Raw genomic sequence first — 13,266 nt, forward strand, 5'->3', positions numbered from 1 at the left:
CCAACGGCTACGAATCCTCCTATAACCACCAGAGCGCCATCGCCAAGGGCATCGTGCCGGGCACCAAGGTGCGACAGGGTCAGGTCATCGGCTGGGTAGGAACGACAGGCGAATCCACCGGCCCGCACCTGCACTACGAACTGATCGTCAACGGCACGAAGGTCGACCCGCTGCGTATTCGACTGCCGGGCGGCAAGTCGCTCCAGGGCGATGCACTCGCAAAGTTCGAGGACGAGCGCAAGCGCATCGACACGCTGCTGAACAACCAGCCCGCCTCGGATCAGGTCGCGAGCAAGTAACCTTCCCTTCAAGCAGAAGCAAAAATGGCGGCCCGAAAGCCGCCATCTTCAATCCCTGTCTGCGCAGCGTTACGCCGCTTCGTTGACCGCCTGTTTTGTGCGGAACAGCAATCGGTCGGAACCGCTGGTGATCTTCACCATCGACCCATCTGGCACCTGGCCCGAAAGGATCTGCTCGGCAAGCGGATCCTGCACGAACTTCTGGATCACCCGCTTCAGCGGACGGGCGCCATAAACGGGATCATACCCCTTGTTGGCCAGCCAGTTGCGAGCATCCTCATCGATATCGAGCGTAATCTTGCGTTCGGACAGCAACGACAACAACCGCTTCAGCTGAATATCCACGATCGCGCCCATCTCCTCGCGCTTCAGGCGGTGGAAGAGGATGATCTCGTCAATACGGTTCAGGAATTCCGGCCGGAAATGACCGCGGACCACATCCATGACCTGTTCGCGAACGGTATCGCTGTCGTCACCTTCGCGCAGTTGCGTGAGATATTCAGCACCGAGGTTCGACGTCATAATGATCATCGTATTGCGGAAGTCGACCGTCCGGCCCTGGCCGTCGGTCAGGCGACCGTCGTCAAGCACCTGCAACAGGATGTTGAAGACATCGGGATGCGCCTTCTCGATCTCGTCGAACAACACGACCTGGTAGGGCCTGCGGCGAACAGCTTCCGTCAGCGCGCCACCTTCATCATAACCGACATAGCCGGGAGGTGCGCCGATCAGCCGAGCCACGGAATGCTTTTCCATGTATTCCGACATATCCATGCGCACCATCGCCGTCTCGTCGTCGAAGAGGAAGCGGGCGAGCGCCTTGGTGAGCTCCGTCTTGCCAACACCGGTCGGACCGAGGAAGATGAACGAACCGATCGGCCGGTTCGGATCCTGAAGGCCGGCGCGTGCACGGCGCACGGCGCGGGATACGGCCTGAACCGCATCGCCCTGACCGATGACCGATTTCGCCAGCTCGTCTTCCATCCGAAGCAGCTTGTCGCGTTCGCCTTCCAGCATCTTATCGACCGGGATGCCGGTCCAGCGGGAGACGATATGGGCGATATTGTCGGGGGTCACGACCTCCTGCACCATCGCATTGCGGCTATTGTCTTCCTTGCTTTCGGCATCGGCCAGCTGCTTTTCGAGACCCGGGATCACGCCATAGGCGAGTTCGCCGGCGCGCTGGAATTCACCCTTACGCTGGGCAATCGCCAGTTCGTTGCGGGCATCGTCGAGCTGCTTCTTGAGGTCAGCAGCAAGGCCGAGTTTCTGCTTTTCCGCCTGCCAGCGGGCCGTCAGCGCATCCGCTTCTTCCTCGATTGAGGAAAGCTCGGTTTCCAGCCGCTTCAGCCGATCAGCGGAGGCGACGTCGGTTTCCTTCTTTAGCGCCTCGCGCTCGATCTTAAGCTGGATGATGCGGCGGTCGAGCTCGTCGAGCTCTTCCGGCTTTGAATCCACCTGCATACGCAGGCGGGCAGCCGCCTCGTCCATCAGGTCGATCGCCTTGTCCGGCAGGAAACGGTCGGTGATGTAGCGGTTCGAAAGGGTTGCAGCGGCAACCAGTGCGGCATCGGCGATACGCACCTTGTGATGCTGCTCGTACTTTTCCTTCAGGCCGCGCAGGATCGAGATCGTGTCTTCGACCGTCGGCTCCTCGACCATGACCGGCTGGAAGCGGCGGGCAAGAGCCGGGTCCTTTTCGACATGCTTGCGATACTCATCGAGTGTCGTTGCGCCGACGCAATGCAGCTCGCCACGGGCAAGCGCAGGCTTCAGCAGATTGGAGGCGTCCATCGCCCCATCCGCCTTGCCGGCACCGACAAGCGTGTGCATTTCGTCGATGAAGAGGATGATCTCGCCGTTTTCCGACTGAACCTCGTTCAGCACGGCCTTCAGGCGCTCTTCGAATTCGCCTCGGAACTTCGCACCGGCGATCAGGGCACCCATATCGAGCGCCATCAACTTCTTGTCCTTCAGGCTTTCCGGCACATCACCATTGACGATGCGCAGCGCAAGACCTTCGACGATCGCGGTCTTGCCGACGCCGGGCTCACCGATGAGAACAGGGTTGTTCTTGGTGCGGCGGGAGAGAACCTGGATCGTGCGGCGGATTTCGTCGTCGCGGCCGATAACAGGATCGAGCCTGCCCTCACGGGCCTCGGCGGTCAGGTCGCGCGCGTATTTCTTCAGGCTGTCGAAGCCCTGCTCGGCACTTGCCGTATCGGCCGTGCGGCCCTTGCGGATTTCGTTGATGACCTGATTGAGCGCCTGCGCGGTCACGCCTGCATTCTTCAACGACTGATAGGTCGAGGCAGAGCTTTCGATCGCCAGCGCCTGCAACAGACGCTCGACCGTCACGAAACTATCGCCAGCCTTCTTGGCAGCCTCTTCGGCGGTAGAGAAAACCTTGGCGAGCGGCTGAGCGAGATAGATGTTGCCGTTACCGCCGGAAATCTTCGGCAGTTTGGCAAGTGCTGCGTCATTGGCAAGCCGCGCGGCCTTGGCATCGCCGCCAGCGCGCTCGATCAGCGAAGCGGCCATGCCCTGATCATCGTCGAGCAGGACTTTGAGAACATGTTCCGCAGTGAATTGCTGGTGGCCCTGCGCCAGCGCGTAAGTCTGGGCAGACTGAACGAAACCGCGCACCCGCTCGGAGTATTTTTCGATATTCATATGCTACCTCCATGAATCGCCCTGCCCTTCATAAGGCACAGGCCGATGATTGAGATTGAGCTCCCTCAAAAGGCAAGCCCTGTTTGTCGCCAGCGAGATTTCCGGCAAACGAAACTGAACAGGATATGGTGGGAAATCCCGGGAGTTTAAAGGGGTGAAGCATGCGAAAAGCGCTGCCTCCGAGGCCTCTTCGCCCGAGCGCTGACCATGTCCGGACGCGTCCAGTTCTTATCGAAGAAATCCTCGACCCTACCATAGGCGCGATGCGAAAATATGCGCCGGGTGATCACAGCACGACAAGCAGCCTTGAACTCCCCAAACAGAAAAGCCGCCCAAAAGAGCGGCCTTTCAATTTGTCTATTCTGGAAGCGAGCTTATTCCGAAGCAGCCTCAGCTAGAACAGGTGCTTCGGCCGAAGCACCTTCCTCACCAGTTGCTTCACCTTCGGCACTCCGCCGCGGGCGGCGCGGGCGGCTGCTGGGATTGCGGCGGCGGGGCTGGCGCTGCTGCGTTGCGCCACCTTCCTCTTCCATCGCGACTTCAGCAGGAATGCCTTCGATTTCCGGCTGCGGGCCGGTCCCGTCGATTGCTTCGGCCTGCTGAACAGGGGCTGCCGGAGCAACCTGCTGCTGTTCGCGCGGCTGGCGTTCTTCGCGCTGTTGCTGGCGTTCTTCGCGTTGCGACTGGCGTTCTTCACGCTGCTGTTGATGAGGTGGCTGAACAACGACGACATCGTCATTGTCTGCCATATCCATTTCATCGCCGTCGCGATCCGAATTGTCACGATCATTAAAGTCGCCGCGATCATCGCGCTGGAAGCGTTCCTGCATCTGGGCCTGTGCGGCGGCAATGATGCGGTTGTAATGTTCGGCGTGCTGCAGGTAGTTTTCAGCAATGACGCGGTCCCCGGAGCTCTGGGCGTCACGGGCAAGCTGCGCATATTTTTCAGCGATGTGCTGAGCAGTACCGCGGATTTTCACGTCGGGGCCGGAGCTATCGTAAGTCCGGGTCAGCGGGTTTCCGCCCTTGCGGTTGAAATTGTTGTTATTGCTATTTCCACCACCGCCGCCGCCGCCGTTATTGTTATTACTGCCACGCCCTCGACCGCGCTTGTTCTGCTGTCCTGGCCTCATCGATCGTTCACCTGAATTCTCTGTTTGTGATTGGATACATGGCACCAACCGCCAAGACCGGTTCATCCGGATCAGGGCCTTCGTGCCGCAAGCATAGTGCGCCTTCGCGCCGACCTGCCGCTTGTCTTCAAGTCAGTTTGACTGATTCACGCATTGGGTCGTGTTCAACTTTTGAAACTCTCGTTTAAAAGAGCAGACCCCCGAAGCTGAGCAAGTACCGAACGAATCTCGTTCATTCCTATGCGCCCAACGCGTGAGGGCAACCTATATTGCTTCCTCGGGAAATCCAAGCCTTTTCTTCGCAATAGCAACAATGTCCAGTTCGATGCTGCAATTTGTCGCCGGTCATGCCGGCGAGAACACGAGCACTCTGTCGTTCTGACCATAGTCTTTCACGGATTTGAGGCACTTGAAGCCTTCCGCTTCAAAGATCGCCGTCACATCGTTTCGCTGATCATAGCCAATTTCCAGTCCGACGACCCCATTTGATCGTACGAACCTTGCTGCATCCTTTGCTATGGCTTTGTAGGCGTCAAGCCCATCCGGGCCGCCATCCAGAGCTGCAGCCGGATCAAATTTCGTCACTTCGGGAGCGAGATCGTGAATGACATTGGAAGCAATATAGGGCGGATTTGAGACAATCGCATGAAACGTCCCATGGATGTTCTCAAACCAGCTCGATCGAATAGCCGTGAATCGGTCCTGCAATCCGTGTCTTTCTGCGTTTGATCTTGCCGTCTCAAGTGCATCGGTCGAAATATCGCTGCCGATGCCTGATGCTTCCGGACATTCATTGAGGAGCGCAAGGCAAATCGCTCCAGTCCCGGTTCCTATGTCTAGGATATGGAGATTGCCCTGCGTCTTTGCAAGGTCGCGCAGATAGGGAATGATCGTATCGACGAGGATTTCCGTATCGGGCCGCGGCTCCAGCGTGCCGGCGGACAGCGAAAGCGGCAGACCGTAGAATTCCCGCTCTCCCAGGATGCGGTGCACCGGCTCGTGCTTCAACCGCCTTTCGATAGCGCGGCCGATACTGTCCGCCTGCTCTTCTGAAACCGGTTCACGGCCGGCTGTCAGCATCTCGGTCGGTGAAAGCTCCAGTAATCCCGAAATCAGCAACCGCGCATCGGTCTGCGGATCGGCAATACCCGCTTCCGTGAAGCGACGCCGGGCTTCGGAAAGCATCTCTGAAACCGTCGACCCGGATGCGATCATTGCTGTTCGCCAAGCAGCGCGAGCTGGCTCGCCTGATAGTCGGCCAGCAACGCGTCCACCACTTCGTCAATCTCGCCGACCATCATCCGGTCGAGCTTGTAGAGTGTCAGGTTGATGCGGTGGTCGGTCACGCGCCCCTGTGGAAAGTTGTAGGTGCGGATACGCTCGGAGCGGTCGCCCGAGCCGACCTGGCTCTTGCGGTCGGCGGAACGTTCACTATCGGCCCTCTGCCGCTCGGCATCGTAAAGCCGCGAACGCAACACCTGCATGGCCTTGGCGCGGTTCTGGTGCTGCGATTTTTCCGAGCTGGTCACCACGATACCCGTCGGCAGATGCGTGATGCGCACTGCAGAGTCCGTCGTGTTGACGTGCTGGCCGCCCGCACCCGAGGAGCGCATCGTATCGATGCGGATATCCTCTGGCCGTATTTCGATATCGATCTCCTCGGCCTCGGGCAGAACGGCAACGGTCGCTGCCGAGGTATGGATACGCCCGCCCGCTTCCGTTTCCGGCACGCGCTGCACGCGATGTACGCCGGATTCGAATTTCAGCTTGGCGAAGACGCCCTTGCCAGTGATCGTCGCAATGATTTCTTTGTAGCCGCCGGCTTCTCCATCGCTCGCCGAGAGCACTTCGACCTTCCAGCCATGCGCTGCCGCATAACGCTCATACATGCGGAAGAGGTCGCCGGCGAAAAGTGCCGCCTCGTTGCCACCGGTGCCGGCTCGGATTTCCAGGATTGCGCTCTTCTCGTCAGCCGCATCCTTCGGCAGCAGCAAGATCTGGATTTCATTCTCCAGCGCCTCGATCCGCTCCTTCACATCGGGCAGTTCGAGCTCGGCAAGGTCGCGCATTTCTCGGTCGACGGACTTGTCCTCAAGCAGCATCTCCAGATCGGCAAGCTCGCCGACCGCCTTTTCATAGGCGCGGATCATGGTTACCACCGGCTGCAGTTCGGAATATTCGGATGCAAGCTTTACATAGACATCGGCCGACGGGCCGGCCGACATGCGCGCTTCGATCTCGCCGAAGCGGCGCTCAAGCTCACGCATCTTTTCAATGGGAAGCTTCGCCACCCCTTACTCCTATTCTTCTTATATATGTCTAAAGGGGAATATTGTGGCTCTCGGCGAAGCGGGCAAGCACTTCGCGCATCGGCGTCGTCGCGTGGCGGTCGTCCAACGCCTCATTGACCGCCGCCGTCAGCGCCCCCGCATCAAGGCTGAGCAGCATCGCCTTGACCGGTCCGATCGATGCCGGCGACATGGAGATGGAGCGGAAGCCGACACCGAGCAGGGCCATGGCCGAGAGCGGTTTGCCAGCCAGCTCGCCACAGAGCGTCACCGGCGTCTTGTTGCGATCCGCACCGCGCACAATATCGCGCAGGATGCGCAGGAATGGCCGCTCAAGCGGATCGAAGCGATCGGACACCCGCGCATTGCCGCGGTCGACAGCCATGGCGAACTGGAAGAGATCGTTGGATCCGACAGAGACGAAGTCAACCGCATCCATCAGCTCGTCGAGCTGCCAGAGCAGCGCCGGCACTTCCAACATCGCGCCGAACTGCAGCTTGCGCGGCAGGCCGTGGCCGAAGCGCGACAGATGCTGAACTTCTTTCTGCAGGAGCTCGCGCACCTGCCGGAGTTCCGAAACTTCAGTCACCATTGGCACCATCAGCTTCAGCTCAGCACCCGCCGCAGCCTTCAGCATGGCGCGCAACTGCGTGCGCAAGAGACCCGGCCTGTCGAGAGACAGGCGGATCGCCCGCCAGCCGAGTGCCGGGTTCTCTTCCTCGTGACCGCGGAAATACGGCACAACCTTGTCGCCGCCAATATCGAGCGTCCGGAAGGTCACGGTACGGCCACCCGCCTGCTTCAGCACATTGCGGTAGAACATCTCCTGCTCTTCCGCTTTCGGCATGGTMGACGCGATCATGAACTGCAGTTCAGTACGGAAAAGACCAATGCCTTCCGCCCCCGATTCCGCCAGTTGCGGCAGGTCGACCAGCAGGCCCGCATTCATCTGCAGTTGTATGCGCTGCCCGTCCCGGGTGACCGGTTCCACGGAGCGCAAAGCCCGGAACTGCTCCTGCCGCCGCGCGCGGAAGCGCACCTTTTCCTCATAAGAGCGCCGATGATCCGGCATCGGCCGGATATGCACATGCCCTTCGTCGCCATCGATGATGACGGCATCGCCATTTTCGGCAAGCGCTACGACACCCGCCGCCTGGCCGATCACCGGAATGCCCATGGCGCGCGCGACGATCACCACATGGCTCGTTACCGCACCCTCTTCCAGCACCAGGCCGCGCACATTGGCGCGCGGATAATCGAGCAGTTCGGCGGCACCCATGGCACGCGCCAAAATGATCGCATCGGTCGGGAAGCCCTCGGCGGTCGTGCGGCCGGTATAGCCCGTCAACACGCGCAGCAGCCGGTTCGCGAGATCCTCGAAATCATGCATCCGCTCGCGCAGATAAGGGTCCGTCAGGCGCATCATGCGCGCCTTTGTGTCGCTCTGGACCTTCTCGACTGCCGCCTCGGCGGTCAAGCCGTTGCGGATCGCCTCTTCCAGCTTGCGCACCCAACCCTGGTCGTGTGCGAACATGCGATAGGTTTCCAGCACCTCGCGATGCTCGCCTTCCATGGAAACGTCACGGCGCGACAGCATGTCGTCGATGGAGATCCGGAGCGACCCCATGGCTTCCGCCAGCCGCCGGATTTCCTTCTCCGCATCCTCGTTGAGCAGATTGGTGACAACGATACGCGGTTCATGCAGCACGACGTAGCCAAGACCGATGCCGTCATTATACGTATCGCCGTCGACAGTGACTGAACGGGTGAGATCGAGTTCGAGGCCTGGCTTGGTGATTTTCTTGAGCTCGCCGGTCGCGATCATCTCCGCGAGAACCATCGCCGTCGTTTCGAGCGCTTCCAGCTCCTCGTCGCGATAATTGCGGCTTGCCTTGTTCTGCACCACGAGAACGCCGAGCGAACGTCCCGTCCGCAGGATCGGCACGCCGAGGARGGAATGGTAGATCTCCTCGCCCGTTTCCGGCAGGTAGCGGAAGGCCGGATGTGACTGCGCGTCGGACAGATTGAGCGGCTGGGCCGATGCGGCGATCGTGCCGACGAGGCCCTGCCCCATCTTCAGCTGCGAAAGGTGGACGGCTTCCTTATTGAGACCTTCGGTAGCATAGAGCTCAAGAACGCCGTCGGCGCGCAGAACATAGACGGAGCAGACCTCCGCCACCATGTTGCTCGCGATCTGGCGAACAATCCGATCGAGGCGCTCTTGCGGCTCCAGCGGCTCCGCCATCAACTCGCGCAGCCGCTTGAGCAGCACGCGCGGACCGCCGGAAAGGTCTCTCATTGCGTCTCAAGCTCCCCGAAACAAACGCTTGATGCGGCCAGAAGAACCGGCCGCATCTTCAACCTGAAGGGGCATGCCGCCCGCTGGGAATCAATTCTTATCCAGACCGTAGCAGGAATGCAAAGTTCTGACAGCGAGTTCTGCATAGGGACCATCGATCAGGATCGAAATCTTGATTTCCGAGGTCGTGATCGCCTTGATGTTGATGCCCTTTTCGGCGAGCGCCCGGAAGGCGGTCGCTGCAACGCCGGCATGGCTGCGCATGCCGATGCCGATGACGGAAACCTTAACCAGCCCGGATTCGCTCTGCGCGACGTCGTAGCCGATCTTTTCCTTGTTGTCGGAGAGAACCTTGATGGCCTTCTCGACATCGCCCGAGGGGACGGTGAAGGTCATGTCCGTCTTCGAACCGTCTTCGGAAATGTTCTGGACGATCATGTCGACGTTGATGTGGCTTTCGGCAAGCGGCCCGAAGATCGCGGCGGAAACGCCCGGTCGGTCGGCAAGACGGCGAAGCGAGATCTGAGCCTCATCCTTGGCATAGGCGATGCCGGTGACTACTTCCTGTTCCACGATTTCATCCTCGTCACAAATCAGCGTTCCGGGCGGGTTCAAGAGGTCGCCCATGCCCGGAGCATCGGGATCCTCGAAAGACGAACGCACGAAAGTGCGTACCTTGTGCACCATGGCAAGCTCGACCGAGCGCACCTGAAGAACCTTGGCGCCGAGCGACGCCATTTCCAGCATTTCTTCGAAAGCGATCTTCTTCAGGCGGCGTGCCTTGGGCTCGATGCGTGGGTCGGTCGTGTAGACGCCGTCGACATCGGTATAGATGTCGCAGCGATCGGCTTTTACCGCAGCGGCGATCGCCACGGCAGACGTGTCCGATCCACCGCGCCCGAGTGTCGAGATACGGTTATCGGGACCGAGTCCCTGGAAGCCGGCGACGACCGCAACCTGGCCCTCACCCATGCGCTTGATGATATCGGTCCCGTCGATTTCCATGATGCGCGCCGCGCCATGCGCGTTGTCGGTGCGGATCGGGATCTGCCAACCCTGCCAGGAACGGGCATTGATGCCCATGCTCTGTAGCGCAATTGCCAGAAGGCCTGAGGTGACCTGCTCGCCGGAGGCGACAATGGTGTCGTACTCGCGCGCATCGTAGAAGGGCGAGTTGGCGCCGATCACCTTCGGCGTATTCTGAACCCATCCGACCAGCTCGTTGGTCTTGCCGGACATGGCGGAAACGACGACCGCCACCTCATGGCCGGCATCAACTTCGCGTTTCACGTGGCGGGCGACGTTTTTGATACGGTCCAGGTCAGCGACGGACGTCCCGCCGAATTTCATAACGATGCGCGCCATAAGCCTCTACCACGACCCGCGTGCGATTGCCGGAAACGGGATTTGCTTCCCCGGCACGCTACGCGCCATTCACAAACCACCGGGAGGTCTATATCAACCCTCCCAGACATCAGAAAATTCTGGCTGTCGATCGACCGAAGAGCCCGGAAATACTGGTTTCTGGAACACTTCCAACGCCCGCCAACCAAGGACGAAAGTTGGCGCGTCTCTTAGCGAGTTTGATGGGGGGTGGCAAGGGCGGGAAGAAAGCGAAGTGGAAGGGTATTTCATCCTGACCAGCGGCCGTGGATAATCGCCCTTCTGAATCTCAGAGCAAGGACGATCAGATGGCAGCTTCAGCCCAATAGCAGTCCTCGCGAAAATCTGAAACGTGGATCCTCGCAACCACCATGAAACTTAGTTGCGCCAAATGCGTTTAAATCACAGATAAACGTCTCAGAAGGCTGGTGATGAAAATGAGAAGATTAGCGATTTTTGCCCTGTCGATAGCAACCGCATTCTCCGGAATACCAGCCTGGGCAGGGCCGGCCTATGTGGAAAATCCGGTTCAATCCGCACCGCAATCCCTGGGCGGCGAAGCTGAGCTTCTGAAGGTAGGCTGCAATAATTTCACCAAGTGCCCGCGCTTCGACTACGGCTCGCGTGGCGGCCGCGATTATCGCTACAGTGATCGTTATCGTGATGATCGTCGATGGAACGGGGACCGCCGCTACTACGGCAACCGCTATGACGGTAACCGCTACTACCGCGACCGCTATTACCGCCGCGATAACACGGGCGCCATCATCGGCGGACTCGCAGCTGGCGCGATTATCGGCGGTATCATTGCTTCGCAGCCACGCGTGAGCGCCGGTAGTTCGCATGCCGATTATTGCTATAGCCGTTATCGCTCCTACCGTGCATCCGACAATACGTACCAGCCCACGTACGGTCCGCGCCGTCAATGCCGCTAGGCAATATCCGAACAAGCGCAAGAACCCCGCAGCAATGCGGGGTTTTTTATTGGCTGAAAGCGTCCGCAATTTTTGCAGTCTCCTGGCGACTCCCGTCAAGCAATGCGGCAGCCGCCAGCCCTTGACTTATTGCTCCGATCGTCCGACTTCACTGGCAGGACAAAGGAGCGGGCAAGATGACCGAAGCGGCGAAGACCACCGTTGACCAAAGCGAAGTCGATCGCTTTTCCGCCATGGCGGCCGAATGGTGGAGCCCAACCGGCAAGTTCAGGCCGCTGCACAAGTTCAATCCCGTTCGCCTTGCTTATATCCGCGATAAGGCGGCAGAGAATTTTTCGCGCAATCCGAGGAGTGCCAGGCCGCTTGAAGGCCTGCGTGTGCTCGATATCGGTTGCGGCGGCGGTCTGCTGTCGGAGCCGGTTGCCCGCATGGGCGCCGAGGTCGTCGGTGCAGACCCTTCGGAGAAGAACATCGGCATCGCCTCTACCCACGCCAAGGCATCGGGTGTTGTGGTCGACTATCGCGCCGTCACCGCAGAGCAGCTCGCCGAAGCCGGCGAAACCTTCGATATCGTGCTCAACATGGAAGTGGTGGAGCATGTGGCCGATGTCGAACTTTTCATGAATACCTGCGCCAGCATGGTCCGGCCGGGCGGGCTGATGTTCGTTGCCACCATCAACCGCACGATGAAGGCGGCTGCACTTGCGATCTTCGCCGCAGAAAACGTCCTGCGCTGGCTGCCGCGCGGCACGCATCAATATGAAAAGCTGGTTCGTCCTGAAGAGCTGGAAAAGCCGCTTGCGGCGAATGGCCTCGACATCATCGACCGTACAGGCGTCTTCTTCAATCCGCTGGCAAACCAGTGGAACCTGTCGAAGGACATGGATGTGAACTACATGCTGCTGGCAAAACGGCCGGTCTGATCCGGCCGGTCTACAGTTTCAAGGCCGGCCGCAGGCTCCATATCAGTTCACGTCTTCGGGGRGGACCGGCAGAGCGGCGATTTCTATGCCCTCTTCCACTAGCGCCTGGGCTTCGTCGGGCGTCGCCTGGCCGATGATGCCGCGGGCATCCGCCTCACCGTAATGGATCTTGCGAGCTTCCTCTGGAAAGCGGGTTCCGACATCCTCGGATTTCGCCTTGATCTCTGCTACGGCTTCCTTGAGCTTGAGGAAGGCTTCGCGACGAGCTGCATCCATGGCAACCGTCTGCATCTCTTCCTTCTTGCGTGCGGTCGAAACGGATGGCGCCATCAGCGATTTGGAGATGGAAGCGGAATTGCACACAGGGCAAGTCAGAAAGCCATTTGCAACCTGCCGATCGAAATCGGCGCTTTCGGAAAACCAGCCTTCGAACTCGTGGGCATTTTCACAAATAAGGGAATAGCGGATCAAGCTGCTGTGCCTCCTGAAATTCCCCCCGCAATTCGCTCGATGGAAAATTCCCGGCCGTTCTTAAGGTTCGGAATCTTGTCATGCGCCACCTTTACGGCCGCCGGGTCGATCTCCGCGAGAATGACCGCCTCGCCAGACGGGCCGGCCGAAGCCAGCACCTTGCCCCAGGGATCGATGATCATCGAATGGCCGAATGTCTCGCGCCCATCCTCATGCAGGCCGGCTTGCGCGGCGGCGATGACGAAGACGCCATTCTCGATGGCGCGGGCTCGCAGCAGGATTTCCCAATGCGCCTCACCGGTTTGCTTCGTGAAAGCGGCCGGAACAGTAATCACTTCGGCGCCGGCAACCGCCTGCGCACGGAAAAGCTGCGGGAAACGCACGTCGTAGCAAATGGTGAAACCCATCTCCGCGAAAGGCAGCGACAGCACGCGCACCTCCGATCCCGGTCGATAGGCTGCGCTTTCGCGCCAGCTCTCGCCATTATCGAGATCGACGTCGAACATGTGGATCTTGTCGTAGCGGTTCAGGATATTGCCGTCAGGTCCGAAGAGAAACCCGCGATTGGCCATCTTGCCGTCATCGAGCGCAATCGCCGTCGAGCCGACATGCATGTAAAGGCCGAGCTCGGCGGCAAGCGTCGAACCGGTCTTGACGATGATGTCATTGCTCTCGTCGCGCAGCACTTCCTTTGCCGCCGCGCGGTTACGCTGCAGCATGCCGGTCATTTCGGGCGTCTGCACGTAAGTCGCGCCCTTTGCTGCGGCTTCCCGGACAAGTCGCGCCATCGAAGCGGCATTCCGCTCCGGATCGACACCGGAGCACATCTGGATGGCAGCGGCCGTGAAACTCATCGCTCTTC

Annotated in this window: 11 protein-coding genes (1 of these 11 only partly in view); 3 read left to right on the plus strand and 8 right to left on the minus strand. The window is 59.8% G+C overall.

Annotated features, from left to right (window positions below; genetic code table 11):
* Nucleotides 1-299 carry the end of a M23 family metallopeptidase gene (locus AC1D35_RS13130; protein ID WP_113312028.1) on the plus strand. Its footprint begins 1,645 nt before the window's first position, so the window shows 299 of its 1,944 coding nt (coding positions 1,646-1,944); its start codon lies beyond the left edge, outside the window; it ends in the stop codon at nucleotides 297-299.
* A 69-nt stretch (nucleotides 300-368) separates the two neighbouring features.
* Here AC1D35_RS13130 and clpB read toward each other — a convergent pair whose 3' ends face one another.
* From clpB to AC1D35_RS13160, 6 genes are all read right to left on the minus strand, one after another.
* Nucleotides 369-2,972 (minus strand): ATP-dependent chaperone ClpB, encoded by a 2,604-nt coding sequence (gene clpB, locus AC1D35_RS13135; protein WP_113312027.1) that lies wholly within the window; start codon nucleotides 2,970-2,972, stop codon nucleotides 369-371.
* A gap of 374 nt (nucleotides 2,973-3,346) precedes the next feature.
* Nucleotides 3,347-4,105, minus strand: coding sequence for a DUF4167 domain-containing protein (locus AC1D35_RS13140; protein ID WP_113312026.1), 759 nt, complete (start codon nucleotides 4,103-4,105; stop codon nucleotides 3,347-3,349).
* A 345-nt stretch (nucleotides 4,106-4,450) separates the two neighbouring features.
* On the minus strand, nucleotides 4,451-5,320 hold the full coding sequence (gene prmC / locus AC1D35_RS13145; protein WP_113312025.1) for a peptide chain release factor N(5)-glutamine methyltransferase: 870 nt from the start codon (nucleotides 5,318-5,320) through the stop codon (nucleotides 4,451-4,453).
* Entirely contained in the window at nucleotides 5,317-6,396 is a 1,080-nt protein-coding gene (prfA, locus tag AC1D35_RS13150) for a peptide chain release factor 1 (RefSeq protein ID WP_113312024.1), read from the minus strand. Before prfA ends, prmC begins: the two co-directional genes overlap by 4 nt.
* Nucleotides 6,397-6,424: 28 nt before the next feature.
* Nucleotides 6,425-8,692, minus strand: a complete 2,268-nt coding sequence (gene ptsP / locus AC1D35_RS13155) for a phosphoenolpyruvate--protein phosphotransferase (protein WP_477938679.1) — start codon at nucleotides 8,690-8,692, stop codon at nucleotides 6,425-6,427.
* A 90-nt stretch (nucleotides 8,693-8,782) separates the two neighbouring features.
* Complete coding sequence (locus AC1D35_RS13160; RefSeq protein WP_113299047.1) at nucleotides 8,783-10,057, minus strand: aspartate kinase; 1,275 nt, start codon at nucleotides 10,055-10,057, stop codon at nucleotides 8,783-8,785.
* A gap of 455 nt (nucleotides 10,058-10,512) precedes the next feature.
* Between AC1D35_RS13160 and AC1D35_RS13165 the strand changes: the two genes are divergently transcribed.
* On the plus strand, nucleotides 10,513-11,010 hold the full coding sequence (locus AC1D35_RS13165) for a BA14K family protein (RefSeq protein ID WP_113299176.1): 498 nt from the start codon (nucleotides 10,513-10,515) through the stop codon (nucleotides 11,008-11,010).
* 176 nt (nucleotides 11,011-11,186) lie between these two features.
* A complete protein-coding gene (ubiG, locus tag AC1D35_RS13170) occupies nucleotides 11,187-11,933 on the plus strand; it encodes a bifunctional 2-polyprenyl-6-hydroxyphenol methylase/3-demethylubiquinol 3-O-methyltransferase UbiG (RefSeq protein ID WP_113312022.1) in 747 nt (248 codons plus the stop codon).
* A 42-nt stretch (nucleotides 11,934-11,975) separates the two neighbouring features.
* On the opposite strand, the gene AC1D35_RS13175 is transcribed toward ubiG, so the two are convergent.
* Together AC1D35_RS13175 and AC1D35_RS13180 are read right to left on the minus strand one after the other, a co-directional pair.
* Nucleotides 11,976-12,404, minus strand: coding sequence for a DUF1178 family protein (locus AC1D35_RS13175; protein ID WP_477938680.1), 429 nt, complete (start codon nucleotides 12,402-12,404; stop codon nucleotides 11,976-11,978).
* The gene (locus AC1D35_RS13180; RefSeq protein ID WP_113312020.1) at nucleotides 12,401-13,258 is read right to left on the minus strand and encodes a carbon-nitrogen hydrolase family protein; all 858 of its coding nucleotides are present in this window, start codon (nucleotides 13,256-13,258) and stop codon (nucleotides 12,401-12,403) included. Before AC1D35_RS13180 ends, AC1D35_RS13175 begins: the two co-directional genes overlap by 4 nt.
* Nucleotides 13,259-13,266 lie beyond the last annotated feature (8 nt).

The sequence above is a fragment of the Rhizobium sp. P1_E6 genome (assembly GCF_056405875.1).

Bases quoted from the DNA above. Each gene is read 5' to 3' on its own strand.
- AC1D35_RS13165 (WP_113299176.1), top strand. From the start codon at position 10,513: ATGAGAAGATTAGCGATTTTTGCCCTGTCGATAGCAACCGCATTCTCC.
- AC1D35_RS13140 (WP_113312026.1), bottom strand. From the start codon at position 4,105: ATGAGGCCAGGACAGCAGAACAAGCGCGGTCGAGGGCGTGGCAGTAAT.
- AC1D35_RS13160 (WP_113299047.1), bottom strand. From the start codon at position 10,057: ATGGCGCGCATCGTTATGAAATTCGGCGGGACGTCCGTCGCTGACCTG.
- prmC (WP_113312025.1), bottom strand. From the start codon at position 5,320: ATGATCGCATCCGGGTCGACGGTTTCAGAGATGCTTTCCGAAGCCCGG.
- AC1D35_RS13180 (WP_113312020.1), bottom strand. From the start codon at position 13,258: ATGAGTTTCACGGCCGCTGCCATCCAGATGTGCTCCGGTGTCGATCCG.
- clpB (WP_113312027.1), bottom strand. From the start codon at position 2,972: ATGAATATCGAAAAATACTCCGAGCGGGTGCGCGGTTTCGTTCAGTCT.
- ubiG (WP_113312022.1), top strand. From the start codon at position 11,187: ATGACCGAAGCGGCGAAGACCACCGTTGACCAAAGCGAAGTCGATCGC.